Genomic DNA, 26,422 nt, shown 5'->3' with positions numbered 1-26,422 from the left:
TTCTTTCTTTAAAACATTTTTTATCTTTCTAAACTTTTCTATAGCAAGCTTCTTTTACTTTATATTTTGTATTCTTTTCATAAATTTTAGGGTAATTCAAAACATAATTATCGAAACCAATCATTTTAAAGATCAAAACATTTAACAAAGTATATAACCTCACACTCGCATAAAATAAATCATAATCTTTTAATTCTATGGAACGATTTTCTCCTGCATTTTTGAAATCAGGTACTCTTCCATGCAAAAAGTCATTTCTAGATTTAATTACTTTGATATCTTCATCCAATAAATTAATATTTAAAATAGAAAACGGCTTTTTTAGGCTTTCTAAATTTGTTATTTGATTAAGATTTTCTATTCTTACTTTCAAAGTATTTACATCCTCAAAAGACTCTTTGTTTGAATGTTTATTTAAAACTTCAATAAGTTCATTTCTTAGTTCCTTAAAATCTTTTTTAGAACTTATAGGAGCAATTTTTACTTTTTCATTTCCAATTATAATATCAGACAAAGTTTCTAAAGCAATTGAATATCCACCTGGTCGAAAAATGAGACTAGCATCCGTAGATTCAATAATTAATAGAATGGTTGCTAAAAAATTATCATCATTTAATAGTTTATTGCACAAAATAGAAAAACTTTTTATTTCAAGTTTTTTTAATATTCCTGATTTATAATACTTTTCAGCCTGTTTAGGTCTTTCATATAACCTAGCATATGCATTGGTATTAATTGGATTCATTATTGTTTTAATATCCTCTCTTAAAGTTGAAAAATAAAAACCGCCAAATTTTTCTCTCTTTTGATTTGAATATGAAAAAAAGTAACCTTTGTTTCCAGGAAAATACCCCGTCACATAACCAAGAGCAGTTCTAATAGAAAAAGTTTTATTATTGAACTCATCAAAAGTTTGTTTTTTCGTTGATTCAATTATTACACAGCTATTTTTGAACTTATCTTTATCTATTAAAATAAAAATTTCTTCGTTATCTAATTTAATCTTGGTACCTAAACTTGAATTGGTTCCAGAATCATTTGAAAATAATATACTTTCTATTTGAAAATGCATATTCAATGAGTTAGAATAAGGTATTACCAATTTAAAATATTGCTTCTTGGATCGTGAAAATCCCTCACTATACAATTGCTTAATTGAACCTTCTAAATTTTCATTTGAAAATCTATCAATATAAAGACTTTTGAAAACAATTGTTTTCTCTCCATAATTAAATTTTACCCTTTCGATTTGTTTACCTATTCCGAAATTTTTTTCTCCTTTATAAAATTTATTAAAATTAAACTCAACTCTAAATTCTTTTTTGTCACATGATAATTCTACGTCATCAATAGCATCTAAGGAAGAGTTTAATTTTATAAACATCCCTTTCTTAATTTTTTCAAAATCATTTATAAATGACAAGGGCTCTTTATTATAAAATAGAGGAATTACATTTTGTTTCATTTTTCAATTTCGTGTAAATTAATTATTCCTGAATGTATCTTCTAAAAAACAAATCCAACTCCTCACTCAACTTCTTCCCGCTTTCTAATTTACTTGCATTTTCCTGATTAAATTTTATCGTTTCAGATAAAAAATCAGTTATCAAAACTTCTTTTGGGTGCAGGTATTTTTCATCTTGGCTAGCCTTTATTTGTTGTAATTCTTTTATTTTCTCCTGTATGTTTTTCGGTGCAATTGGTAATAAATCGGCAAAAGCAACTGGTGGAAAAGTATTCTTTTCAATAATCCATTTTCCGGCTAAGGCAGTTCGCAAAGCATAGAAATAACTCTTTAATTTTACTTCTTTCATTTCACATACTTCCATAAAATTTTTTGTTGTTCCTAAATAGTGATGTAAAACCGCTATTGACGAGAAACATTCTACGGCTAAGTCTTGCATTTGTTTTACAAAATCATCATTTTGAAAATATACAATTGGCGAAAACAACCACTCGATCAAAGGTGCATTAGATTTTGCTAACAACCTTACGGATTTCCGTACGTCCCAGCCAGAACCGTCAAGATCTTCTTCGGTCATGAATTCTATTACATCTGGTTTTTCCCAAAGTGATAAATAATAATCAAGTTTGTGTTTATATATAAATCGAATATCATAATCGCTGTCTGGAGAAGCAAATCCCCAAGCACGACTTCCTGATTCTACGGCAAAAAGTATCTCTACATCTTTTTCTAGTTCTATTTGTTTTAATTTTTCTAGTATTTTTTCTTTCATGATAGTTTCAAATGTAATTAAACAAAAAAGCTTAAAACCAAGTAATAACACGTGATTTTAAAGCTAATAAATACCTAACCCGTTTAAAAAAAACCTTTTAGGAAAACAAATCTAAATCCCAAAAAAGCTTTTAGAATTCCTTGTGGTTTCCTCCGCCACTTTAGCTAAAGTAATTCCTTTAAACTGTGCAATTGTTCCGGCTACATACGGCAGAAAAGCAGGTTCGCAACGGCGTTCGTGGTATTTCTTTAAAAGGCTGTTCGGGACATTTTTAGGAAGCATAAACGGCGCATCGGTTTCAATCATCATTCGGTCGAGCGGTACGTACTGAATGACTTCTTTTAAATGGCTAAAACGCTTAGCATCGGAAATTGCTCCCGTAAAACCCAGATAAAATCCGTTATCGAGATAGGTTTTGGCTTCTTGCAACGTTCCCGTAAAACAATGCACAACGGCTTTTGGCAATTGCGGTAAATAGTCTTTGGTAATATTCATAAAAGAATTAAAAGCGCTTCTTTCGTGCAAAAACAAAGGTTTCTGTACTTCAATCGCCAGTTCTAATTGGGCTTTATAACATTCTTCCTGTTTGTTTCGGGGCGAAAAATCACGATCAAAATCGAGTCCGCATTCGCCAACCGAAACGACTTGTTTCAGTTCTAATAATTTCCTGAGTTTCGAAATGCTCTGCGTATCAAAACTCTTTGCATCATGCGGATGTATGCCCGCCGTAGCGTACAACACGCCCGGATACTGCCTCGCGATCTTAGCAGATTCTTCACTATTTCGTACGCTGGTGCCGGTGAGTATCATTTGCGATACGTCGGCGTCGAGCGCGTCTTGTACGACATCGTCTATGTCGTTTTGGAATTGTTTGTTGGTTAAATTAATTCCGATATCTATGTAATTCATATTTTTAAAGTTACAAAGGCTCAAAGGGACAGAGGGACAAAGGTTTCTTCTCTTTGAGTCTTTTTGTTTGTTTTTTTTTTAGTTGCAAAGGTTCAGAGGGACAAAGGGACAAAGTTTGTCATTTCGACCTAAGGGAGAAATCGCACTAGAAACTCTGCAAAGAATGTCGCCAATCTTTGTCGAATCCCACGTGTGATTTGCTTCGCCTGTTCACTATCGCTCGAGTCTCGTTCCTCGAAATGACATAAAATGCGGAAAAACCTTTGAACCTTTGTCCCTCTGTCACTTTGAACCTCTAAAGAAACTAATCTTCTCGGCTCCCGTCATCCGCCATTCTAACTAATTTCGGCGTAAACTTCGCTACAACATCCACTAAATCCTGTTGCGCTTCCATCACCTGATTGATATCTTTATACGCCATTGGAGCTTCGTCAAGACCTGCTCCGATAAGTGTAACGCCATGATGGCTCAGGATCGATTTCATTTCGGTTTGGGTGATGTTTTTTATGGCTTGAGTTCTGCTCATTTGTCTTCCTGCTCCATGCGAAGCCGAATTAATGGCGTTCTCCTCGCCTTTTCCTCTCACCAAAAATCCCGGTGCAGTCATACTTCCCGGAATAATTCCCATAACGCCTTTTCCGGCTGGGGTTGCTCCTTTTCTATGTACGATCACTTCTTCGCCGTTCCAGATTTCTTTCCAAGCGAAATTATGGTGGTTTTCGACTTTCGCTAAAATCGTCGCACCTAGAGCGCGTTCCATTTTGTTATGGATAATCTCGTGACAAGCCGAAGCGTAATCTCCCGCCAAATTCATCGCCAGCCAGTATTCTTGCCCCAATTGTGAATTCATATCTAAATACGCTAAGTTTTTGGCGACTTCAGGAAGTTTGCATTCGTCTTTGGCAATTTTGGTATAATGTCCGGCAATTGTTGCACCCATTCCGCGTGAACCAGAATGCGTTAACAAAGCGACATATTTTCCTTTTGGAATATTTAGAACCGCATCGTCTTGGGCAAATTCCATGATTCCGAATTCGACAAAGTGATTTCCACCACCCGAAGATCCTAATTGCGACCAGGCTTTATCTTTCAAATTCTTCACAAATGGATTCATATTGAACGCTTCGTTCTCCAAAACCGCATGATCTGATTTGTACTGACCGTGAAATCCGTGACCCGCTCCAAAAATAGAATTCGCAATTAATTCCCTTTTGAATTTAGCTTCGTTTTCAAAGTAAAAATCTTCTGGAATATCATAAACCGACAACGCCATTCTACATCCAATATCAACTCCAACGCCATACGGAATAATGGCATTTTTTGTGGCTAGAACTCCGCCAATCGGTAATCCGTAACCTTGGTGCGCGTCAGGCATTAAAGCTCCGGCAACCGTAACAGACAGTTTCATGGCGACTTCCATTTGTTTTCTGGCTCCGTCTTCGATATGATCCAATCCGTAAGCCGAATACGCATTCGGATTTTGATTTAAAGCAATGAAATCTTCTGGTTTTTCATTCGATTTTTCAATTAAAGCCACAGCCAGTTTGCTGAAGATTTTATCGTCTATATAATTCTCTGGAGTTTCTAAGACGTTTTTGAAATTTGTGATCATTTCGTCTCTTGTGAATCCGTTTCTTTTGCTGTTTATTTTTAAGGCAATCCCAATTATTTTTCCTTCTGGGAATCCTAATTCTAATATATCTGTACCGTTTATTTGTGTTTTCATTTTTTCTCTTTTTTAAGGGGCATAGGTTCAAAGTGACAAAGGCGCAAAGGTTTTTCTTTTTAAGTCACAGATTATGAGGATTAAAATGATTTTCTCTTTTTTTTTGTCATTTCGACTGAAAGGAGAAATCACACTAGAAACTCCGCACAGAACGTCGCCAATCTTTGTCGAATCCCGCGTGTGATTTCTCCTTTCAGTCGAAATGACAAACTTTGTGTTTAATTTTATTTATATGATGTTCAACATTCATTTTTTAATTTTAAAAGAGGTAACACTTAGGAATGGTTTAATTTTCTTGGAACGAAGTAACCATTTCCTGACGACACTCTTTTTTTTAAGAGCAATATTCTATAAGCGACTTTTAGGATTCGAACCTAATATTATCATGCCGCGAAGTAGCGCTTTATAGACGGCATCTTATTTTTTGAAAAAGTAATAATTTATAAGAGTTAATATTCAACCTAAACGAAGTAACTCTTATACACGACATTTTTCAGTTTTTAAAAAGAAGTAAAAAGCAATAAGAGAAACGGGGCTTGTCTTGCCAGAGTCGAACTGGATAACCTTGCTGATTTTACAACTTCGCTATTCCTCCCCTAAATGGTGACGAAGTAACTCTCATTTACGACATTCTTTTTTATTTTTAAAACAAGGCAACAAACGATAAGTGAAATTTACGTGCTCTACCACTGAGCTACACTTCCTTTTATATTTTTTTTCTTGCGGAAGTGGCGGGGCTCGAACCCGCGACCACGTCGTTAACAGCGAAGTAACACTTATCTACGACACTTGCTTTTTATTCTTATTTTCAATGAACTTATTTCTTTTACAAATATTCAAATCATACTGCGCAATTATTTTGCGCAGTAGATTAAAATTTACAATTCTATTCGGTTAATGTAATTCAAAGCGCTGTTTTTATCCTCTAAAGCATTCAAAACATCAAACACTTTATCTGACCAACCGGCTATTAAATATACATCGTTTTTTTCGATGTTTATTGGCGACTGACCGTAACCCGCTAAATCAAACAAATACAATTTTGCATTCGGAGCGATACTTTTATATCGATTCCATGAATTTGCAAATGAGTCTTTTGTGTAAGCATTATTCCACATTTGAACATCGGTAAACAACATTACTTTATCTACAATTTCTTTTCGGGCAATTAAATCTTCCAAAACCAAATGACCGTTTGTAGCGTAACCTACTTCACCTTCGCGTTTGTAATATTCGTTGACGTTGGCCAATATGCTTCGTTTTGGCATATTGATTATTTTCCAACGATCACCAAACATACCGCTTACCACATTTTTACAACGGCTTTGCATCAACATACCCAACATCAAACCAATATCATAAAGCAATACTTTACTTTTTGGTGAAATTGGCTGTTGCATCGAACCCGAAACGTCACAAGCAATTACGACCGATGTGTTTACATCAAAACCTTTTATGTTTTGCGAACTTGCCATAACAGCATCTTCTAAGGCATCTAAAACCATTGAAGTGTATTTGAAATTCAAATCTTTCACTTCACGATAAGCGGCTAAAAATCGGAATGGCAATTGTTTTGAGTTTGCGACTGCTTTTTCGTTAGAAAGATAATCGCATACTTTTTGGATATGAAAACCAGAAACATTCGCTTCTAAGATATTTCGTAAGTTACGCAACAAAGCCATGTAACCTACTTTACCGCTATCAATCAATTCTTCCCATTTTTGAGTAAATGCTTTTTGTTTTTCAAATTCGTTGTAAAACTTGATCTGACCTAATTGCGACAATTCAGTTTCCCAAGTATATGGCGTTTGCAAAGTGTTACTCACAACTTTATTAAAAATGGCTTGTTGTGCTTCGTCTTTTGCTTTTGGGTGAACCAAAAACAAAGCATCTTTTAATTTTACAGCACCATCGCGATTGTATTTTGCGAATTGGTATTCGTCAAATTTATTGAATGAAACCGCTAAACCTTTTTGGATTTGTTTTGATAAACGGTTTAATTTCTTAACGCCATTACGTTCGTTTGCCATTTGATAATAAGCCAATAATTCTGCGATTTCATCTGCACGCTGAATTACATTGATTATCATTTTACTGATTAATGAATCGCCAGAATAAATTTTAGCCAATTCTACAATCAAAACTAATGGCACTGAACGCATGTGCATTTCGTTACGTGCATAAACTGCCAATTTTGCCACAAATACTGGATTACATTTTTTAATCAAGTTTTTTATTCGCTCTAAACGAGTTGTATCTTTTTCATAAAATGAAGCGCTTAAGCTTGTTGTTACAACTGCTGCATATAATTCGTATTCTGATGTTAAAGAAAAAGCCGGTGCATTTTCGTGATTAACTATATTGTTTTTCTCTTTTGCTAAAAAATTAAATTTCATAATTTCTGGTTTTTAAAATTAGACAATGGTTATTGTTTTATTTCTTGAGCAAAGATTTCAAAACCACTACGCAATTATTTTGCGCAGTAAAAAAAGAATTTTAAATTTGAGTAAAAAACAACATGAATTTAGAAAAAATATATTCTGAATTACTCTCTAATATTGGCTTTTCAGCAAATGAAATTCAGCAAAACTGGCTGGATTTAGAAAAGGCATATTCCAAAAAATCAAGGCATTATCACAATCTCACGCATTTAAAAGAAATGATTGAAAGTTTTGAAATTTATAAAGACGAACTTCAAAATCCTGACGAAATATTATTTTCTATTTTCTATCATGATTTTGTGTATTCGGCTTCCAAAAAAGATAACGAACTTAAAAGTGCCGAATATGCTTTGTCTATTTTTACAGATGTTAAACCCGACAGGTTTTTAAAACCTGTCGGGTTTTCGGAATTTGATCGTCACTTGGTTTTTGACGCAATCTGCGCTACACAACAACATCAACAAAATGAAATTGAAGACATTAATTGGTTAATAGACTTTGATTTGAAAATCCTCGCTAAAGATTGGGAAGATTATAAAATCTATTTTGAACAAATTAGAAAAGAATACCGCATTTATCCTGATTTTCTATACAAACCCGGACGCGCCAAAGCGTTAAAGCATTTTTTGGAGAATGAATTTATTTTTCAGACTGATGAATTTAGAGGTTTGTATGAAGAAAAAGCCCGAACTAATATTGAAAGAGAAATAAAGTTATTAAGCTAAAAATTGAATCTCGCAAAGACGCTAAGGCGCAAAGTTTTTTGTTTCACGCAGATTTTACAGATTTGAGCAGATCTAAAAAGATTTTATTTTTAAAATAATCTGCTGAATCTGCCTAAATCATTTTTAATCTGCGTGAAACAAATCTTAATAATCATTGAATTAAAAAACTTTGCGACTTTGCAAGCAAAAAACACATACAGCAATGTCACAAAACAAAAACGCCTTAATTAGGTACAAGACAATCGATAAATGCCTTCAGAATAAATACCGGCAATGGACACTCGAAGATTTAATAGAAGAATGTTCAGAGGCTTTATTTGAATATGAAGGACGACAAAATCCGATAAGTAAACGAACGATCCAAATGGATATTCAGTTGATGCGTAGTGAAAAGCTGGGTTATAATGCACCAATTGTGGTTTACGATAAAAAGTATTATAAATATGAAGACGAAGATTTTTCGATAACCGATATTCCGCTGACGGAAACCGATATGAATGTTTTAACCGAAACGGTTTCGATGCTGAAACAGTTTAAAGATTTCTCTTTATTTAATGATGTATCGGATATTCTGCAGCGTTTGGAAGATAAAATCTACGCTGAGAAATCACATACCAAACCTGTTATTTATTTGGATAAAAACGAAAACCTAAAAGGGCTTCATTATTTAGATGAAATTTATCAGGCGATTATTAAAAAGATGGTTTTGATAATTACCTATAAATCGTTTAAATCGCGAGAAGAAACCAAATTTCATTTTCATCCTTTTATATTAAAGGAGTTTAATAATCGCTGGTTTTTGATTGGAAAGAAAAAAGCCTCACAGCCTATAACCAATTTGGCTTTGGACAGAATCATTTCAATTGACTACGATTTCAGCCTTCCTTATATAGAAGAAGATTTTGATGCCGATACCTATTATAAGAATGTAATTGGCGTTACGGTCAATTCAGGTTTACAGCCAAGGCGGATTGAGCTTTGGGTTGATGCCAAAAACGCTCCTTATGTACTTACAAAACCGTTGCACTCATCACAGCGCTTAATTAAGAAAAATGAAGATCAAAGCATTATTATACATATTTTTCTTTTGCCTAATTACGAAATGGAGCGCATTCTCTTAGGCTTTGGAGACGGAATCGAAGTACTACGACCCGAAAACTTGAGAAATACGATGAAAAGGATTCTGCAAAAGGCACTTAATAAATACGAAACAGAAAATAAATCAGAATTAAATCCGTAATTCATTACAGAAAACCGAAATAAAGCTATTTTAAAAATGAGAAACCTATTTTTAAAGTATCTAAAATGTTAAAATCTCAAAAAAGAATAGTATATTTCAGTTAAAATTTAACCACAAAACACTGAAAACCAAAGACATTTTTTAATTAACCAAAAATTTATTTAAAAATAATATGCATGCATAGTATTTTTTAATTATATTTGAAATCGATATAGTTACCTATGAAAGACAAAACGATAGATTATATTTTGAGAGCGACATGGCAAGCTGTTTCAAGAATGTATAACGAAGAAGCGGCTAAATACGACGCAACAATGGCCACCGGATTTGCACTTTTAAGTATGGACAAAGAAGAAGGAACGCCATCAACCGCTTTAGGTCCAAGAATGGGCATGGAAGCAACGAGCTTGACCAGAACTTTAAAATCTATGGAAGAAAAAGGTTTAATCGTTCGCAAAAAAAACCCAAGTGACGGTCGTGGCGTTTTGATCTATCTGACCGAATTTGGAAAAGAAAAAAGAGATTTATCTAAAAATACAGTTCTGAAATTTAATGAATCAGTAAGAAAACATGTTTCGGATGAAAAACTGAATCATTTTATCGAAGTTGCTGAAATCATCAACGAATTAATTCAGGATAAAAACATATTTAATCAAACAGAAAACGCAGAAGAAAAATAATCAATTTTGGTTGTCCAAATTCTGTAAAAAAACAAATAATAACTAATATGAAACGCACAATTAAAAAAGTTGCTGTAATTGGATCCGGAATTATGGGTTCAGGTATAGCTTGTCATTTTGCTAACATTGGTGTCGAAGTTTTACTTCTGGACATTGTACCTCGCGAACTGACCGACGCTGAAGCTAAAAAAGGTTTAACTCTTGAAAGCAAAGCTGTTCGCAACAGAGTTGTAAATGAGCACTTAGCGAATTCATTGAAATCAAAACCATCTCCTATTTACAGTCAGAAATTCGCAAACCGAATTACAACCGGAAATACGACTGATGATATGGCAAAAATTGCCAATGTTGATTGGATTATTGAGGTTGTTGTAGAGCGTTTGGATATCAAAAAATTGGTTTTTGAACAAATCGAGAAATTCCGTAAACCTGGAACTTTAGTTACTTCAAACACTTCTGGTATTCCAATTCACTTTATGAGTGAAGGAAGAAGCGAAGATTTCCAACAGCACTTCTGCGGAACTCACTTTTTTAACCCTGCGCGTTACTTAAAATTATTTGAAATTATTCCTGGTCCAAAAACTTCAATTGAAGTATTGGATTTCTTAAACGAATACGGATCTAAATTCTTAGGAAAAACTTCGGTTGTTGCTAAAGATACTCCGGCGTTTATTGGAAACAGAATTGGTATTTACGGAATCCAAAGTTTATTCCACTTGGTTAAAGAAATGGGATTAACAATCGAAGAAGTTGATAAATTGACTGGTCCAGTAATTGGTCGTCCAAAATCGGCTACTTTCCGTACGGTTGACGTTGTTGGATTGGATACTTTGGTACACGTTGCTAATGGTATTTACGAAAACTGCCCAAATGACGAACAACACGAATTGTTCAAACTTCCTGATTTCATCAACAAAATGATGGAAAATAATTGGTTAGGAAGCAAAACTGGACAAGGTTTCTACAAAAAAGTAGATAAAGATATTCTTTCTTTAGACTTAAATACATTAGAATACCGCGCTGCAAAAAAAGCAAATTTTGCTACTCTTGAACTAACAAAAACTATCGATAAACCAATCAATCGTTTTAAAGTTTTAGTAAAAGGAACAGATAAAGCGGGAGAATTCTACCGTAAGAGTTTCGCCGGAATGTTTGCTTATGTTTCAAACAGAGTTCCTGAAATCTCAGACGAATTATATAAAATTGACGATGCCATGAAAGCTGGTTTTGGATGGGAAAATGGTCCATTCGAAATCTGGGATGCCATTGGTGTTGCCAAAGGAATTGAAATCATGAAAGCAGAAGGTTTAGCGCCTGCTGCATGGGTTACTGAAATGTTGGCTTCTGGAAGCGACAGTTTCTATACTGTAAAAGAAGGAGCGACTTATTTCTATAACATTCCGACAAAATCACAAGTAAAAGTTCCTGGACAAGATTCATTCATTATTCTAAACAACATTCGCGAAAGTAAAAAAGTTTGGAGCAATAGTGGTGCAATCATTCAGGATTTAGGAGACGGAATCTTGAACTTAGAATTCCAATCTAAAATGAATACAATTGGTGGCGACGTTCTACAAGCTATCAATAAAGCAATCGACTTATCTGAAAAAGAATATCAAGGTTTAGTTATTGGTAATCAAGCAGCTAATTTCTCTGTTGGAGCTAATATCGGAATGATTTTCATGATGGCGGTTGAGCAGGAATATGACGAATTGAACATGGCAATTAAACTGTTCCAAGACACTATGATGCGTGTTCGTTATTCTTCTATTCCAGTTGTAGTAGCGCCTCACGGAATGACTTTCGGCGGTGGATGCGAAATGAGCTTACACGCTGATAAAGTGGTTGCTGCTGCAGAAACGTACATGGGACTAGTTGAATTTGGTGTTGGAGTTATCCCTGGTGGTGGTGGTTCTAAAGAAATGACTTTAAGAGCTTCAGATTTATTCCGCAAAAACGACGTGGAATTGAATGTTCTTCAAGAGTATTTCTTGACAATCGCAATGGCTAAAGTTTCAACTTCTGGTTATGAAGCTTTTGACACTGGACTTCTTCAACATGGAAAAGACATTATTGTAGTAAACAAAGATCGTCAGATTGCTGAAGCTAAAAAACATGCATTGTTAATGGCAGAAGCAGGTTATACTCAGCCAATCAGAAGAAATGATATTAAAGTTCTAGGAAAACAAGCTTTGGGTATGTTCTTAGTTGGAACTGACCAAATGCAGGCTGGAAAATACATTTCTGAGCACGACAAGAAAATCGCTAACAAACTGGCTTATGTAATGGCTGGTGGTGATTTATCTGAAGCTACTTTAGTATCTGAACAATATTTATTAGATATCGAACGTGAAGCTTTCTTGAGTTTATGTACAGAGCGTAAGACTTTAGAGAGAATTCAATACATGTTGACTAAAGGAAAACCGCTTCGTAACTAGAAAAGTAGAAGAAAGATGCAAGAAGCAAGATTTCAAAACAAAGTTTTGTCTTTTCTCTTGGCTCTTGCTTCTCTAAATCTTAAAAAAACAAAAACAAATGAAAACAGCATATATAGTAAAAGCATATAGAACAGCAGTTGGAAAAGCTCCAAAAGGTGTTTTTAGATTTAAAAGACCTGATGAATTAGCTGCAGAAACCATTCAGTTTATGATGGACGAACTGCCTAATTTCGATAAAAAACGTATCGACGACGTTATGGTAGGAAATGCCATGCCAGAGGCAGAACAAGGTCTTAACGTTGGACGTTTAATCTCTTTGATGGGATTAAAAGTAGAAGACGTTCCTGGTGTTACAGTTAACCGTTACTGCGCATCTGGATTAGAAACTATCGGAATGGCGACTGCTAAAATCCAATCAGGAATGGCAGATTGTATCATTGCCGGTGGTGCAGAAAGTATGAGTTATATTCCGATGGGAGGTTACAAACCAACTCCAGATTATAAAGTTGCGGCTGCAGGTCACGAAGATTACTACTGGGGAATGGGTTTAACTGCTGAAGCGGTGGCTAACCAATACAAAATCTCTAGAGAAGATCAGGATGAGTTTGCGTACAACTCTCATATGAAAGCCTTAAAAGCACAGGCAGAAGGAAAATTTGACAAACAAATAGTTCCAATTACTGTTGAGCAGACTTTCATCAATGAAAATGGTAAAAAAGAAACAAAATCATACGTTGTTAACAAAGACGAAGGACCAAGAGCAGGAACTTCTAAAGAAGCTTTAGCAGGTTTAAGACCCGTTTTTGCTGCTGACGGAAGCGTAACTGCTGGTAACTCTTCTCAAATGAGCGACGGTGCAGCATTCGTTTTAATCATGAGTGAGGACATGGTTAAAGAATTAAATCTTGAGCCAATTGCCAGATTAGTAAATTTTGCTTCTTCTGGTGTTGAGCCAAGAATTATGGGTATCGGACCTGTAAAAGCAATTCCGAAAGCCTTGAAACAAGCGGGATTAACATTAAACGATATTGATTTAATTGAGTTAAACGAGGCTTTTGCTTCACAAGCTTTAGCAGTTACTCGCGAGTTAAACATTAACCCAGAAATCGTAAACGTAAACGGAGGAGCGATCGCTTTAGGTCACCCTCTAGGATGTACAGGAGCTAAACTTTCTGTTCAGTTATTTGATGAGATGAAACGTAGAGGTAATAAATACGGAATAGTTTCGATGTGTGTTGGAACTGGACAAGGTTCTGCGGGGATTTACGAGGTGTTGTAGTTTTTTGAGAGGAAAGAAGCAAGAAGCAAGACTTAATTTTGGGATGAAAATGTTCTGAAAACAAGATTTCTGAAAGTAGTAAAAAACTTACTTTTATTTTTTCTTCTTATCTTGCCTCAAAAAACATGAGACACAATTTTAAGAATTTGAAAATTTGGATTTTAGCTATGGAAATCACTAATGATATCTATAAACTAACTGCATCTTTTCCAAAATCAGAAACCTATAGTTTGACAAGTCAAATGAATAGATGTTCTGTTTCAATGCCTTCTAATATTGCTGAAGGCTCTAACAGAAGAAATAATCACTTTCAGCATTATTTGAATATTAGTTTAGGTTCGTCATTTGAATTACAAACACAATTACTGATAGCTTTTCAAAATGACTATCTATCCAAGACAAAAACAGAAGAAATAGAAAACAAAATAATTGAATTTCAAAAGATGACCACAGGCTTCATAAATAAGTTAGATTAAAAATCTTGCTTCTTGCTTCTTTCATCTTTTATAAAAACAAAAACAAAATGGCAGATACAATCCAAAAAAACGTGACTCGTGGTGGTCAGTTTTTAGTTAAAGAAACAAAATGCGAGGACATCTTCACACCAGAAGATTTCTCTGAAGAGCAGTTAATGATGCGTGACTCTGTAAAAGAGTTCGTTGACAAAGAATTATGGGCGCACAAAGATCGTTTTGAGAAAAAAGATTATGCGTATACAGAATCATCTATGCGTAAAGCAGGTGAACTTGGACTTCTAGGAGTTGCAGTTCCGGAAGAATACGGCGGATTAGGAATGGGATTTGTTTCTACAATGTTGGTTTGTGACTACATTTCTGGAGCAACAGGTTCGTTCTCAACTGCTTTTGGTGCACATACAGGAATTGGAACTATGCCAATTACACTTTACGGTACTGAAGAACAAAAGAAAAAATACGTTCCGTTATTAGCTTCTGGAGAATGGTTTGGAGCTTATTGCTTAACTGAACCAGGCGCAGGATCTGATGCTAACTCAGGAAAAACTAAAGCGGTTTTATCGGAAGATGGAAAATACTACTCTATCACAGGACAAAAAATGTGGATTTCGAATGCAGGTTTCTGCAGCGTTTTCATCGTTTTTGCTCGTATTGGAGATGATAAAAATATTACAGGTTTCATCGTAGAAAACGATCCAGCAAACGGAATTTCTATGAATGAAGAAGAGCATAAATTAGGAATCCGTGCTTCTTCTACTCGTCAGGTTTTCTTCAACGAAACGAAAGTTCCAGTTGAAAACATGTTATCTGAAAGAGGAAACGGTTTCAAAATTGCAATGAATGCTTTAAACGTTGGTCGTATTAAATTGGCTGCAGCATGTCTTGATGCTCAAAGAAGAGTTACTTCTGGCGCTGTAAAATATGCTAACGAAAGAATTCAGTTCAATACTTCTATTTCATCTTTTGGCGCTATCCGTGCTAAATTAGCTGAAATGGCAACTAATGCTTACGCTGGAGAAAGTGCTTCTTACCGCGCTGCAAAAGATATCGAAGACAGAATCGCAGCTCGTGAAGCAGAAGGAACAAGTCACCAAGAAGCAGAATTGAAAGGTGTTGAAGAATATGCTATCGAGTGTTCTATCTTGAAAGTAGCCGTTTCTGAAGACGTTCAATCTTGTTCTGACGAAGGAATTCAGATTTTTGGTGGAATGGGATTCTCTGAAGATACTCCAATGGAAAGTGCTTGGAGAGATGCTCGTATCGCTCGTATTTACGAAGGAACGAACGAAATCAACAGAATGCTTTCTGTAGGTATGTTGATCAAAAAAGCAATGAAAGGACACGTTGATTTGCTTGGACCAGCAATGAAAGTTCAAGAAGAATTAATGGGAATTCCATCTTTTGACACTCCAGATTTCTCTGAATTATTCTCTGAAGAAAAAGGAATTATTGCTAACCTTAAGAAAGTATTCTTGATGGTTGCGGGAAGCGCTGTTCAAAAATACGGTCCAGAATTAGATGCTCATCAACAATTATTAATGGCAGCTTCTGATATCCTGATTGAAATCTACATGGCTGAAAGTACTATTTTGAGAACTGAAAAATTAGCAAAAGCTCAAGGCGAAGATAAAGTTCAAGAGCAAATCGCTATGGCAAAATTATACTTATACAAAGCTGTAGATATTGTAAACTTAAGAGGAAAAGAAGGAATCGCTTCTTTCGCTGAAGGTGATGAGCAACGCATGATGTTAATGGGACTTAAACGTTTCACTAAATATACTAACCTGCCAAATGTTGTGGCGCTTAGAGAAAAAATCGCAGCAAAATTAGTAGCAGAAGATACTTACTGCTTCTAATATAAAGATAGTTTTTAGCTTTTAATTTGTTATAAACCCGCACAAGTCCGAAACTGTGCGGGTTTATTTTTTTGTTTTCATCTGAAAGAAAGAGCTTGAAAAACGCAATATTTTTGCAGTGATTTGCAAATAATTCGTTAAAATTCAAATTAAAACGATTTAGTATAGTTGAATATTAAATACATTCCAGTATATTTAGCATTCTAAAAAACTAAAATATGAAACAACTTAACCTAATTACAATTTTATTTTTTCTGGTGCTATCCACAAATTCATTCGCGCAGAAAAACAAAAAACTGGACATTATCGCTTATTACACAGGCGATTCTAATCTTATTGATCAGTACGAAGTCAATAAATTAGACCAAATTATATTCAGCTTTTGCCACTTAAGAGATGGGAAATTAGGCGTCGATTCTCCTAAAGATTCTTTAACAATTAAACATTTAGTTGCATTAAAAGCAAAAAATCCGCAACTAAAAATTGTCCTTTCACTTGGTGGATGGGGAGGCTGTGAACCTTGTTCAGCTGCTTTTTCAACTCCAGAAGGTCGTTTGAAATTTGCAAAATCAGTAAAAGAAGTAAGTGATTATTTTAAAGTTGATGGATTAGATTTGGATTGGGAATACCCTTCAATAGAAGGTCTTCCAGGGCATTTGTATCAAGCTGCTGATAAACCAAATTTTACCGATCTTCTTAAAATTTTGCGTTCAACATTAGGAAAAAAATACGAGCTAAGTTTTGCTGCGGGAGGTTTTCAAAAATGTTTGGATGAATCAATAGACTGGAAAGGCGTAGCACCATACGTAAATCGCATTAATATTATGAGCTACGATTTGGTAAACGGATATTCTAAAGTTACTGGGCATCATACACCATTATACAGCACAAATCCGAAAGAAGAATCAACAGACAGAGCGGTTACTTATTTAATAAAACAAGGAGTTCCAGCGGAAAAATTAGTTATAGGAGGTGCTTTTTACACCAGAACATGGAAAAATGTAGAAAATATCAATAACGGTTTGTATCAAGCTGGAGAACACACACAAGGAGTTGATTTTAAAAACTTTGATACAACTTATACAGAAGCTAATGGTTGGAAATATTTCTGGGATGATAAAGCAAAAGCTCCTTACTGGTACAATGCACAAACCAAAACTTTTGCAACATCTGATGATCTTAAATCGATAAAAGCCAAATCAGAATATGCAAAACAAAAAAAACTGGGAGGCATTATGTTTTGGGAACTGACTTTAGATAAAACGCGTGACGGAATGGTTAATGCTATTTACGAAGTCATAAAAACAAAATAATTTAAAAAAACGGCAGTTATTCAAAATAGCTGCCGTTTTTTTTTATTTAAGAAGATTATTTAGAGATCCTTTATTGAACCTTTGTTTTATCCAATTCTCCGATAAACGGAATTGCTTCTAAAATTTCGCTTCTGATAATAGTCTGCAAATAAACTTCAAGCTGAATAAACTTTGCTGCATTTATAGCACCAATTGCTTTCTTCGCTTGATTATATGTCTTTTCATATAATTTCTCGTAAGCGATATGATTTTTCAGAGTCCCTTTTGCCAATTCATCTGCTTTGGCATCTGTCAAAGTTGCATAATTTGCCGCATAATCATTAATAAGCTGAAATTTTGTTTGGCCTAAAGCTTTTCGCTCTGTTTCGTAATTATCATAAACTTTAGTAAATGCTGCAGCTTGAGTATCCGACAAATTCATATATTGTTTTACTAAATCACTTTTAGATTTTCCGTAAAGACTTTGCAATACCTCTACATCTTCCTTGAATGAAGACTGCGCATGAACTGAAAACGTGGCAATGGCCATAATAAAAATAAGACTTAACTTTTTCATAGTTTTGATTTTTAATTTGTTTTTAAAAAATTATGCACTCTTAAATTATATTGATTTTAGACTTTCCATTAAGTTGTCTTCTAAAAAAAGGAATATTGATACACTGCTGATAAGGCATAATAATCCAGTCCGTTATTGGTAAAAGCCCCAACATGATATTGAAATCGAATAGATTGCCCTTTTGCAATTGGCGTCGAAAATGTACCTCCTACCCTCCAATTATCAATTTGGCTAGCTTCAGGAACACCATCAATTATTGTTTTTCCGCCAAAAAACCAAGTTGTATTAAAACCAATCCACATTTGATTTTTAAAATAATAACTAGCATGTGCCTGCAAACTGTACGTAGGCTTTTGTTCCATTTTTTTTCCTAAAAAATCACTATTATCAGTGTAAAACCAAACTCCTCCATAAGCTTCTGCATATACATGTGCGAATCGTTTCGAAATACCTATTTCGGGTTTTATTCCCCAACGGTTTGTGCCAATATTAACTCGCTTATCATCGTAATATCTCCCTGTTGGAATTGAAGTTACCAAACTGACCCCTAAAATCGTTTTTTGCTGAAAAGACCTAAATTCACTTTTATCAAGGGCAGGAGAACCTAATAAATTCACACCAAAGCGCACTTTTGTATCTGCAAAACCAGTTCTTGAACCCGTCACCATATCGCCGGCAACTAAAGCAGAACCATCCATGAAAGTAAACGGAAGCGAAACTTGAATACGCGCCAACTTATTTGCCAAACCAAAAGTTCTAATATAACTCGCCGCAATATTATGACTCTGAATTTTAAAATCGGAAATGGGTAAAGAGGGTTCAGTAACAACATTTCCATCCATGAAGACATATCCAATCGCTGCTACATTTAGTTTTTTGGGCACATTAGCATAAGCTCTTGGTTCCAAATCTTGGCCATAGCTTATAATTGTAAATAAAAAAAGTGCTGTATAGAAGATTTTTTTCGGAAAAACAGAACAGTATTTTTTTGGCATAAATTAAAGAATTGGCGAAACCGTTAAATTATAACTCTTACTTTTTAATTTCATCAGTTTTAGGTGGATGCACTTCACCATCATAAGAAATTGGAGCCCTATTGTTACTGCTGATCGCTAAAGAAGCTCCTCCATCAGAAAAAATAGTAAACAAAAGATCGAAAACATCATCTTTGCCTTTTACGGTAGCTTTCACAATAACCTTTTTTTTGCTTTTATCTATTTTGATATTTTCAGGAACTCCTTCGAATTTAATTCCGCCATCGCCTCCATAAGCTACATTGTAAGCGCGTCCAAAAAATGGAAGGTCGCAGGTTGTTTTTGTTTCATTGAATTTCAAAAAATAAGTATTGTAATCTAGATTTAAAAGTCTTCCTCCTTGCGGAGTAGCTTTTTGGGCTTCAAAAACAAAATTTTTAGAATCAATTAAGGCTTCAATTTCTTTTTGTTTTTGCAATTCGCGTTCTGCTTTAAGTTCTTTTTTGGATTTTTCCTGTGCTAAAACAGAAAAACTCAAGAAACAGGATAACACTAATAAAATGGGTAATTTAACTGGCATAAAATATAAATTTAAGAGTTAAAATAAAATGGTTTTATTTTTTGGTAAATCGCATCATGGCAATATCTCCAGAAATAAAATTCAAAGTTTTTCCGTCATCGGTAACATCGTAAGATGTGATTTTTGAAAGCGTACTCATAAATACTTGCTCGCCTTGCCCATCCATACACATCATTTTTGTGACTGCCATTGGTTGTGTAAAATCAATTTTATTTCCGTCAACAACTAATTTTCCTGTAAAAGAGTTGCAACTGTTGTTTCCTGAAACCTGATTTTCTTTCGTACTAAAATTGATTGTAGGCTTTTTATTTGGATACAAACCATCAAAAGTTATTCGGGGACCAGTAATGTAATTGAGTTCCCAGTTTCCATCAAGTTTAGAAACCGAATCTGTTTTTTGGCATTTGCATGAAATTAGTATAGCAGCAAAGAAAACAAGCGTAAAAAAATTCTTCATCATAACGTTAAGCATTAAAAATTAATGAATTATAAAACGAGACTTGGGAAATTTTTCGTTAAAAACCTATACGAAATTAAGCAATATTTTTTGTTCTCAGTGCAAACTGTCATTAATTTACGCTGAATAGTTTTAGATTTATTTAACTTTTAGAGTAAATTATATCGGCTTTTTTATGTTAAATTTACTTAATTATTAATTTAAATGCCTCTTATATGAAAAAAGCAATTGTTTCTTTCGCTATAATTACTGCCTTAATCATTGGCTGTAAGACCAATACAAAATCAAATGACGCCAAAACTTTGACTGTAAATTTGGAGCCAAAAAGCAACAGTACCGTTAGCGGAACTGCAACTTTTACGGAGAAAAATGGAAAAGTGACCTTTGTTGCAAAAGTTGCAGGATTACAGCCTGGCGTTCACGCAATCCACATTCATGAAAAATCAGATTGTTCTGCTGCTGATGGAAGCTCAGCTGGAGGACACTGGAATCCAACTTTCAAAAAACATGGAAAATGGGGAGTTGGCGAATACCATAAAGGCGATATCGGGAACTTTACTGCAGATGCAAAAGGGAACGGAACAATAACTTTGACTACAGACGAATGGTGCGTGGGTTGTGGCGATGCTACCAAAGATGTTTTAGGAAAAGGTTTGATCGTGCACCAAGGAACAGATGACTTCACCACTCAACCTACTGGAAATGCAGGTGGTAGAGTTGCTTGTGCAGGAATCATCAAATAATAAAAAATTGCAATAACCACTATTTTTTCACAAAATCTAGTGGTTATTTCATTTTAAATGAATCCTAAAACAAGAAAAAAAATTAGCTTTGCATTTTCAAATTAAAGTTAATGATCAACGCATCGGCACCAGGCTGGATAGATAAGTTTTTTAGCGAACAAAAATTTTCAGAAGCTATTCCTTTTGAAACAACAGATTCTTTTTACTATAAAGTAAGAGAAACTGGTTTCATTTACGGTCATATCATTTCTATTGATTCGCAAATCCCAATTCCGATAAAAGGCTGGTTTAAAACCGAAATTTCTAAAGTAGCGCTACTTAATACATTATATCATGTTTTTTGTTTAGAAAAAAGAAATTCTGAACCAAACAATTTTATTTCCGAAGCTTTAAAATTCTACAACCAAATGAATCCAGAAGGATTTAATTTGTTTAAAATTTTGCTTCCAAAAGACACTCCTTCCCTTTCATTAGAAAACATAATCGATCAAAGAGTCCAAACTAATGACAGCATCATTAGCAAAAACTTTTCGCATTTAGTTACCAATGCTTTATTGTTTATTGATGTTTTGGCTTTTAGGCAATATTTGGAACACGGCTCAATTCCTGAAAAATATTTAAAACGTATTGAAGAAACCGTTTTAGGAATTGTAGGGCTTGCATTAAAAACAAAAACAGTCAAATCACAGCACGACGATTTATTGATTAAACTTTTTGAAGCTTCTATTCGTTATTCTAAATTTTCAAAAGTTACTGTTGAAACTCTCGAAACGTTATCTTTGGATTATTTCAGTAATACGCTAGAGCACTATTATTTAATCGATATGGCCGGAATGGCTTTATGGAGTGATGGTGTCGTAGAAAATGAAGAAGCTTATTTCTTGTATTCGTTAGGTTCGATGATGAATACTTCGGATGATTTTGTTACAAAAAGCATTGAAACGACCAACACATTCATTACAACTCATAAAAAGAAAATCCCGTATTTCAATTATTCAAATCCGGTAAAGCATTTTTATGACCAAATGACACATACAGTTGTAAAACTGATTATCAGAAACAAAAACCGACTAGTAAAAGAAATTGTTCAGAGCAAAGAATTGATGGTACTTTTGGCTTATTCTACAACCAGAGATTTGGATGCCAAAGAAAAGAAAAAAGTAAAAAAACAGCTTTTGGATATCTGCAAAACAATTCCGTCATTGACAATCTTTTTACTTCCGGGAGGAAGTTTATTATTGCCAATCTTGATAAAGTTTATTCCAACAATGCTTCCGTCAGCTTTTAATGAAAATCTTGACGAAAACGAATAAAAAAAAAATCGCCCTTTTGAGGCGATTTTTTATTTTCTATTATAAATCTAGTTGATAAACAGTATCAAGTTCATCATTTGAACTGATTGTTACATTCAGATCAGTTACAAAACCAGAATTTAATCCGTAAACCCATCCATGAAGCATCAAATCCTGACCGTTTTTCCAAGCTCCCTGAACAATTGATGTTTTAGCCAAATTGTAAACTTGCTCTTTAGCATTGATTTCAACAAAAGCATTAAAACGCTCTGTTTCGTCTTCAATTGAATTCAAGTATTTATCATGTAAACGGTATTCATCTTTAATATGGCGAATCCAGTTGTCAATAATCCCAACTGATTGATTCCCCATAGCTGCTTTTACACCACCGCATCCATAGTGCCCGCACACAATAATATGCTTGATTTTTAAAACATTTACCGCATAATCCAGCACACTCAACATGTTCATATCAGAGTGAACAACCATATTTGCAATGTTTCTATGTACAAAAACTTCACCTGGTTTTGCTCCAACAATTTCGTTTGCAGGAACACGGCTGTCAGAACATCCAATCCACAATAATGGCGGCTGTTGTCCCTTAGCCAAATCCGCAAAATAATTAGGATCTTTTGCTAATGAAGTTTCAACCCACTTCTTATTGTTTTCTAATAACTGCTCATAAAATTTTCTCATTTTTTTTATTTTTTGAATGGTATTTCTATTGCACAAGTGCATCAAAAAGAACTTATGTAAAGTTACCTAAATTTTGACATTTCCTATGTCATAGAAATACTTTAATTTTTATTATTTGTTTTAAAATCCTTCTTTTATTGTTTCTTTTTTCACCAAAGCTCTTTTCGCAACGTCGTAATAATGCTCAATTGTAACATGATTATTATTATCTGGCGTGTTCTCCAACTCGTATGCCTCTTTAAAGCCTTTCAGTTTTACTTTGATGTTTTCATCAAGAGCACGCGTTTCTTTGAATTCACGAATCAAATCCAAAACATCGTGAGCGATATACTCAGTATCATGAGCATTTATTACCACTTTAGAATTCTCCGGAATCTCATTTAGGGTTTGTTTGATAGCTGCTTTATTCAAGAAAGAAACTTCCTGAGCTAGATCGATATGAATAATATCTCCGTCTTCATATTCTTCTTTCTTGAAAATATAAGCTCTTTTTAGGTTTCCTCTCAAAACAAAAATAATACTGATTATGATTCCCAACGCAACCCCTTTCAGCAAATCTGTAGCAACAACAAAGACTAATGTTGCTATAAAAGGCACAAATTGATATTTGCCCTTTTCCCAGAAATGCATGAAAGTTGCTGGTTTAGCTAATTTATAACCTACTAAAATTAAAACTGTAGCCAAAGTTGCTAATGGAATCTTATTTAAAATTGCCGGAATCGACAAAACACTAATCAATAAAAACAAACCGTGAATAATGGTTGACATTTTAGATTTTGCACCAGCATTATTATTTGCAGATGATCTAACTACTACAGATGTCATTGGCAAACCACCCAAAAGTGAGCTGATCATATTACCAATTCCTTGTGCTCTAAGCTCAACATTAGTATCTGTATAACGCTTTTGAACATCCATTCTGTCAGAAGCTTCAATACATAACAATGTTTCAATAGAAGCTACAATGGCAATTGTAATAGCAACAACCCAAACCTGTGGATTTGTAACTGCGCTAAAATTTGGAAGAATCAAAATCGATTTGAAATCATCAAAAGATTTTGGAACTGGCAACGAAACCAAATGCTCTTTTGCAATGGCCAATGAACTGCCAGACGAAACAAAAACTTCATTAAGCACAACACCTGCTATAACCGCAACCAAAGCACCTGGGACTAATTTTAAGCTCTTTAAAAATGGTACTTTATCCCAAGCAAGAAGTATTACCAAAGAAACCGCCGAAATTACTACAGCACCCAATTGAATGTGATTGATAACATCAAACAAAAACGAGAACGAATTGCTTCCATCATTTTGAACAAAAGCCTGATCACCCTCAAAATCAGCATCATAACCAAAAGCATGAGGTAATTGCTTTAAAATGATAATAATACCAATACCCGCTAGCATTCCTTCGATTACATTAGTTGGAAAATAATTTGATATACTTCCGGCCTTCAAAAATCCTAATGCTAATTGAATTATTCCTGCGATAAAAACAGACAATAAAAACACATCAAAAGCACCAAAATCAGTAATAGCGGTTAAAATAATTGCTGTTAATCCAGCAGCAGGACCTGAAACGCTAATATGTGATTGGCTTAAGTAACCTACTACTAAACCACCAACAACACCAGCAATAATTCCAGAAAATAACGGCGCTCCAGAAGCCATTGCTATACCTAAACACAACGGAAGAGCCACCAAGAAAACCACCAAACCTGAGGCAAAATCAGATTTTAGGTTAGCAAAAAGATTGATTTTTTTTGTCATAACACAATACTAAAAAATTATTCATTAAAGATTGACCGCATTTATGCAAATGCAGTTCAGTTCAAGATAATCGGAAGTATTATGCCAAGTTGGGTGGTGGAGCGAAAATGCTCGGAGAGATATTCTCTAATTTTACAATGTTTTCAGACGCTATGGTCTTTTTTTCAATATAAACAGGCACTATTACCTCATGCTGAAGTATTGCCGGGTACACAGCTGCCTTAAGTTCTTTATGCGAGTGCTCCTCTTCAGAAAAACTGAAAAACATAGACGTATCATTGCTTTTCTTCAATAACGTCACCACAGTTGGTGTTGCCAAGAAAGCAATAAATATGAATAATAATATGCGAGCAACTAATTTCATTGAGGCAAAAATAGCGTTAAAGAAATAAAATCAAAGTTTTTTTTATAGAAATTTAACATAAACAAAAAAGCAGAACGCAATTTATATGCCGTTCTGCTTTTAAACTATTATTTTACAAACACTTAAATCGTTTCTTCAAGCCATGCATTCATCATCCAAATTGTTTTTTCTTGCTCCGCAATAAAGTCGCTCATCATCGAATTTGTCCCTTCATCATTAATCTCTCCTGATTTATTCAAGATTTCTCTTTCAATTTTCAACAAATCTGATAGTGAATGAACAATCAATTGAACGGCTTTTTCATCATTTGAAATGTTTTTCCCAACCGTCAATTTATTATGCTTGATATAATCTTCAAATGTATGCAATGGAGTACCGCCAATGGTCAAAACTCTCTCCGCTATCATATCAATTTTAAGTTGTGAATCTGTATACAATTCTTCAAATTTCACATGAAGATCAAAAAAACGCTTTCCGCGAATGTTCCAATGAATTCCTCTTAAATTTTGATAATATACTTGAAAATTGGACAATAAAATATTCAATTCTTGTACTAGCAATTCTGATTCTTTTACTGGTAATCCTAAAATATTTGTTTTCATAATCTATTTTTTACACTAATTTACTACAAATTTAAAGTAAGTTCAGAAAAAATTATATAAATAAAAATTATATTTTCTTATTTTTGCATCAAAAATTACTATCAATATGACTATAACTCAATTGCAATATGTATTAGCTGTTGCCGAGCATAAAAATTTTACTCTTGCTGCCGAAAAATGTTTTGTTACACAGCCAACTTTGAGCATGCAGATTCAAAAAATTGAAGAGGAACTGAATATTTTGATTTTTGATCGAAGCAAAAAACCAATTCAGCTGACAGATATTGGACAAAAAATAGTAAGCCAAGCTAAAAATATTGTCAACGAAGCTGACCGAATCAAAGATATTGTAGAGCAACAAAAAGGTTTTATTGGTGGTGAATTCCGTTTAGGAATTATCCCAACGATCATGCCTACTCTCTTGCCAATGTTTTTAAATAATTTCATCAAAAAATATCCGAAGGTTAAACTTTTAATCGAAGAGCTTAATACAGAAGAAATTATAGTGAAATTAAAAAACGGACATCTTGATGCGGCAATTGCGGCAACACCACTTGAAGATGAAAAAATAAAAGAAATTGTTTTATACTTCGAGCCATTTGTAGCTTATATTCCTGAACATCATGCAAGTTTTGAAAAACAAGAAATTGAAGTGGCAGACTTAAATTTAAATGAAATTTTACTTTTACAAGACGGGCATTGCTTTAGAGACGGAATCTTAAATCTTTGCAAAAGCGTTTCTGATATCGATCAAACCAATTTTCAGATTCAGAGCGGAAGCTTTGAAACCTTAATAAAATTGGCAGACGAAGGCCTTGGTACAACATTACTTCCGTATTTGCACACCTTGGATTTGAAAGAATCCGATAAACTGAAACTTCGAAACTTTAAGGAACCAAAACCTGCTCGAGAAGTAAGTTTGATTTACCCTAAAAGCGAATTAAAAATGCAAATCATTGATGCTCTCCGATCTACAATTGCCGGCGTTGTAAAAGGCGCAATTGTTTTTCAGAATGTTCAAATCATCAGTCCACTGCAAAAGAAAGCGTAATAAAAAAGGAGCCAATTTGG

Annotated in this window: 23 protein-coding genes; 11 read left to right on the top strand and 12 right to left on the bottom strand. The window is 34.3% G+C overall.

Annotation, left to right across the window (positions count from 1 at the left end):
- Positions 1-28: 28 nt before the first annotated feature.
- The 5 genes from EYY60_RS14005 to EYY60_RS13980 all read right to left on the bottom strand — a co-directional run bounded on the left by EYY60_RS14005 (position 29) and on the right by EYY60_RS13980 (position 7,268).
- Positions 29-1,465, bottom strand: coding sequence for a hypothetical protein (locus EYY60_RS14005; RefSeq protein ID WP_132989932.1), 1,437 nt, complete (start codon positions 1,463-1,465; stop codon positions 29-31).
- Between the two features lie 22 nt (positions 1,466-1,487).
- A complete protein-coding gene (locus EYY60_RS14000; RefSeq protein ID WP_132989931.1) occupies positions 1,488-2,237 on the bottom strand; it encodes a nucleotidyltransferase domain-containing protein in 750 nt (249 codons plus the stop codon).
- Between the two features lie 111 nt (positions 2,238-2,348).
- Positions 2,349-3,146 carry a TatD family hydrolase gene (locus EYY60_RS13995; protein ID WP_132989930.1) on the bottom strand — a complete coding sequence of 266 codons (798 nt, stop codon included), beginning with the start codon at positions 3,144-3,146 and terminating at the stop codon, positions 2,349-2,351.
- A gap of 304 nt (positions 3,147-3,450) precedes the next feature.
- Positions 3,451-4,872, bottom strand: a complete 1,422-nt coding sequence (locus EYY60_RS13990; RefSeq protein ID WP_132989929.1) for an RtcB family protein — start codon at positions 4,870-4,872, stop codon at positions 3,451-3,453.
- An 878-nt stretch (positions 4,873-5,750) separates the two neighbouring features.
- Positions 5,751-7,268 (bottom strand): TROVE domain-containing protein, encoded by a 1,518-nt coding sequence (locus EYY60_RS13980; RefSeq protein ID WP_132989928.1) that lies wholly within the window; start codon positions 7,266-7,268, stop codon positions 5,751-5,753.
- A gap of 122 nt (positions 7,269-7,390) precedes the next feature.
- On the opposite strand from EYY60_RS13980, the gene EYY60_RS13975 reads away from it, so the two are divergent.
- The 8 genes from EYY60_RS13975 (at position 7,391) to EYY60_RS13940 (ending at position 17,317) form a co-directional block, all read left to right on the top strand.
- Positions 7,391-8,038: an HD domain-containing protein gene (locus tag EYY60_RS13975; RefSeq protein WP_132989927.1), complete on the top strand. Its 648-nt coding sequence runs from the start codon at positions 7,391-7,393 to the stop codon at positions 8,036-8,038.
- A 202-nt stretch (positions 8,039-8,240) separates the two neighbouring features.
- A complete protein-coding gene (locus tag EYY60_RS13970) occupies positions 8,241-9,278 on the top strand; it encodes a helix-turn-helix transcriptional regulator (protein ID WP_132989926.1) in 1,038 nt (345 codons plus the stop codon).
- 221 nt (positions 9,279-9,499) lie between these two features.
- Positions 9,500-9,958 carry a MarR family winged helix-turn-helix transcriptional regulator gene (locus tag EYY60_RS13965; RefSeq protein ID WP_132989925.1) on the top strand — a complete coding sequence of 153 codons (459 nt, stop codon included), beginning with the start codon at positions 9,500-9,502 and terminating at the stop codon, positions 9,956-9,958.
- A gap of 47 nt (positions 9,959-10,005) precedes the next feature.
- Positions 10,006-12,396 (top strand): 3-hydroxyacyl-CoA dehydrogenase/enoyl-CoA hydratase family protein, encoded by a 2,391-nt coding sequence (locus EYY60_RS13960; RefSeq protein ID WP_132989924.1) that lies wholly within the window; start codon positions 10,006-10,008, stop codon positions 12,394-12,396.
- A 97-nt stretch (positions 12,397-12,493) separates the two neighbouring features.
- On the top strand, positions 12,494-13,675 hold the full coding sequence (locus EYY60_RS13955) for a thiolase family protein (protein WP_132989923.1): 1,182 nt from the start codon (positions 12,494-12,496) through the stop codon (positions 13,673-13,675).
- A 125-nt stretch (positions 13,676-13,800) separates the two neighbouring features.
- On the top strand, positions 13,801-14,151 hold the full coding sequence (locus tag EYY60_RS13950) for a four helix bundle protein (RefSeq protein WP_132989922.1): 351 nt from the start codon (positions 13,801-13,803) through the stop codon (positions 14,149-14,151).
- Positions 14,152-14,198: 47 nt separating this feature from the next.
- A complete protein-coding gene (locus tag EYY60_RS13945) occupies positions 14,199-16,004 on the top strand; it encodes an acyl-CoA dehydrogenase family protein (protein WP_132989921.1) in 1,806 nt (601 codons plus the stop codon).
- Between the two features lie 218 nt (positions 16,005-16,222).
- Entirely contained in the window at positions 16,223-17,317 is a 1,095-nt protein-coding gene (locus tag EYY60_RS13940; RefSeq protein WP_132989920.1) for a glycoside hydrolase family 18 protein, read from the top strand.
- 70 nt (positions 17,318-17,387) lie between these two features.
- On the opposite strand, the gene EYY60_RS13935 is transcribed toward EYY60_RS13940, so the two are convergent.
- The 4 genes from EYY60_RS13935 to EYY60_RS13920 all read right to left on the bottom strand — a co-directional run bounded on the left by EYY60_RS13935 (position 17,388) and on the right by EYY60_RS13920 (position 19,887).
- The gene (locus EYY60_RS13935) at positions 17,388-17,873 is read right to left on the bottom strand and encodes a hypothetical protein (RefSeq protein WP_132989919.1); all 486 of its coding nucleotides are present in this window, start codon (positions 17,871-17,873) and stop codon (positions 17,388-17,390) included.
- 80 nt (positions 17,874-17,953) lie between these two features.
- On the bottom strand, positions 17,954-18,868 hold the full coding sequence (locus EYY60_RS13930) for a transporter (RefSeq protein ID WP_132989918.1): 915 nt from the start codon (positions 18,866-18,868) through the stop codon (positions 17,954-17,956).
- Positions 18,869-18,905: 37 nt separating this feature from the next.
- On the bottom strand, positions 18,906-19,427 hold the full coding sequence (locus EYY60_RS13925) for a DUF4251 domain-containing protein (protein WP_132989917.1): 522 nt from the start codon (positions 19,425-19,427) through the stop codon (positions 18,906-18,908).
- 34 nt (positions 19,428-19,461) lie between these two features.
- Complete coding sequence (locus tag EYY60_RS13920) at positions 19,462-19,887, bottom strand: META domain-containing protein (protein WP_132989916.1); 426 nt, start codon at positions 19,885-19,887, stop codon at positions 19,462-19,464.
- A gap of 212 nt (positions 19,888-20,099) precedes the next feature.
- Between EYY60_RS13920 and EYY60_RS13915 the strand changes: the two genes are divergently transcribed.
- Positions 20,100-20,627 (top strand): superoxide dismutase family protein, encoded by a 528-nt coding sequence (locus EYY60_RS13915; protein WP_132989915.1) that lies wholly within the window; start codon positions 20,100-20,102, stop codon positions 20,625-20,627.
- 110 nt (positions 20,628-20,737) lie between these two features.
- Positions 20,738-21,940, top strand: coding sequence for an LETM1-related biofilm-associated protein (locus EYY60_RS13910; protein ID WP_132989914.1), 1,203 nt, complete (start codon positions 20,738-20,740; stop codon positions 21,938-21,940).
- A 39-nt stretch (positions 21,941-21,979) separates the two neighbouring features.
- Here EYY60_RS13910 and can read toward each other — a convergent pair whose 3' ends face one another.
- The 3 genes from can to EYY60_RS13890 form a co-directional block, all read right to left on the bottom strand.
- Positions 21,980-22,615: a carbonate dehydratase gene (gene can / locus EYY60_RS13905; protein WP_026730365.1), complete on the bottom strand. Its 636-nt coding sequence runs from the start codon at positions 22,613-22,615 to the stop codon at positions 21,980-21,982.
- 120 nt (positions 22,616-22,735) lie between these two features.
- A complete protein-coding gene (locus EYY60_RS13900; protein WP_132989913.1) occupies positions 22,736-24,385 on the bottom strand; it encodes a SulP family inorganic anion transporter in 1,650 nt (549 codons plus the stop codon).
- Between the two features lie 486 nt (positions 24,386-24,871).
- The gene (locus EYY60_RS13890; protein WP_132989911.1) at positions 24,872-25,351 is read right to left on the bottom strand and encodes a Dps family protein; all 480 of its coding nucleotides are present in this window, start codon (positions 25,349-25,351) and stop codon (positions 24,872-24,874) included.
- A 106-nt stretch (positions 25,352-25,457) separates the two neighbouring features.
- Between EYY60_RS13890 and EYY60_RS13885 the strand changes: the two genes are divergently transcribed.
- On the top strand, positions 25,458-26,402 hold the full coding sequence (locus tag EYY60_RS13885; protein WP_132989910.1) for a LysR substrate-binding domain-containing protein: 945 nt from the start codon (positions 25,458-25,460) through the stop codon (positions 26,400-26,402).
- Positions 26,403-26,422 lie beyond the last annotated feature (20 nt).

This window comes from Flavobacterium zhairuonense (assembly GCF_004352915.1).
GTDB classification, from domain to species: domain Bacteria; phylum Bacteroidota; class Bacteroidia; order Flavobacteriales; family Flavobacteriaceae; genus Flavobacterium; species Flavobacterium zhairuonense.
This window is presented reverse-complemented; position numbering and strand designations above follow the sequence as displayed.

What these genes read in the sequence shown, in the direction of transcription:
- EYY60_RS13980 (WP_132989928.1), bottom strand. Translation starts at nt 7,268, where the DNA reads ATGAAATTTAATTTTTTAGCAAAAGAGAAAAACAATATAGTTAATCAC.
- EYY60_RS13955 (WP_132989923.1), top strand. Translation starts at nt 12,494, where the DNA reads ATGAAAACAGCATATATAGTAAAAGCATATAGAACAGCAGTTGGAAAA.
- EYY60_RS14005 (WP_132989932.1), bottom strand. Translation starts at nt 1,465, where the DNA reads ATGAAACAAAATGTAATTCCTCTATTTTATAATAAAGAGCCCTTGTCA.
- can (WP_026730365.1), bottom strand. Translation starts at nt 22,615, where the DNA reads ATGAGAAAATTTTATGAGCAGTTATTAGAAAACAATAAGAAGTGGGTT.
- EYY60_RS13990 (WP_132989929.1), bottom strand. Translation starts at nt 4,872, where the DNA reads ATGAAAACACAAATAAACGGTACAGATATATTAGAATTAGGATTCCCA.
- EYY60_RS13960 (WP_132989924.1), top strand. Translation starts at nt 10,006, where the DNA reads ATGAAACGCACAATTAAAAAAGTTGCTGTAATTGGATCCGGAATTATG.
- EYY60_RS13950 (WP_132989922.1), top strand. Translation starts at nt 13,801, where the DNA reads ATGAGACACAATTTTAAGAATTTGAAAATTTGGATTTTAGCTATGGAA.
- EYY60_RS13900 (WP_132989913.1), bottom strand. Translation starts at nt 24,385, where the DNA reads ATGACAAAAAAAATCAATCTTTTTGCTAACCTAAAATCTGATTTTGCC.
- EYY60_RS13995 (WP_132989930.1), bottom strand. Translation starts at nt 3,146, where the DNA reads ATGAATTACATAGATATCGGAATTAATTTAACCAACAAACAATTCCAA.
- EYY60_RS13910 (WP_132989914.1), top strand. Translation starts at nt 20,738, where the DNA reads ATGATCAACGCATCGGCACCAGGCTGGATAGATAAGTTTTTTAGCGAA.
- EYY60_RS13965 (WP_132989925.1), top strand. Translation starts at nt 9,500, where the DNA reads ATGAAAGACAAAACGATAGATTATATTTTGAGAGCGACATGGCAAGCT.
- EYY60_RS13940 (WP_132989920.1), top strand. Translation starts at nt 16,223, where the DNA reads ATGAAACAACTTAACCTAATTACAATTTTATTTTTTCTGGTGCTATCC.
- EYY60_RS13920 (WP_132989916.1), bottom strand. Translation starts at nt 19,887, where the DNA reads ATGATGAAGAATTTTTTTACGCTTGTTTTCTTTGCTGCTATACTAATT.
- EYY60_RS13945 (WP_132989921.1), top strand. Translation starts at nt 14,199, where the DNA reads ATGGCAGATACAATCCAAAAAAACGTGACTCGTGGTGGTCAGTTTTTA.
- EYY60_RS13935 (WP_132989919.1), bottom strand. Translation starts at nt 17,873, where the DNA reads ATGAAAAAGTTAAGTCTTATTTTTATTATGGCCATTGCCACGTTTTCA.
- EYY60_RS13915 (WP_132989915.1), top strand. Translation starts at nt 20,100, where the DNA reads ATGAAAAAAGCAATTGTTTCTTTCGCTATAATTACTGCCTTAATCATT.
- EYY60_RS13970 (WP_132989926.1), top strand. Translation starts at nt 8,241, where the DNA reads ATGTCACAAAACAAAAACGCCTTAATTAGGTACAAGACAATCGATAAA.
- EYY60_RS14000 (WP_132989931.1), bottom strand. Translation starts at nt 2,237, where the DNA reads ATGAAAGAAAAAATACTAGAAAAATTAAAACAAATAGAACTAGAAAAA.
- EYY60_RS13975 (WP_132989927.1), top strand. Translation starts at nt 7,391, where the DNA reads ATGAATTTAGAAAAAATATATTCTGAATTACTCTCTAATATTGGCTTT.
- EYY60_RS13930 (WP_132989918.1), bottom strand. Translation starts at nt 18,868, where the DNA reads ATGCCAAAAAAATACTGTTCTGTTTTTCCGAAAAAAATCTTCTATACA.
- EYY60_RS13885 (WP_132989910.1), top strand. Translation starts at nt 25,458, where the DNA reads ATGACTATAACTCAATTGCAATATGTATTAGCTGTTGCCGAGCATAAA.
- EYY60_RS13925 (WP_132989917.1), bottom strand. Translation starts at nt 19,427, where the DNA reads ATGCCAGTTAAATTACCCATTTTATTAGTGTTATCCTGTTTCTTGAGT.
- EYY60_RS13890 (WP_132989911.1), bottom strand. Translation starts at nt 25,351, where the DNA reads ATGAAAACAAATATTTTAGGATTACCAGTAAAAGAATCAGAATTGCTA.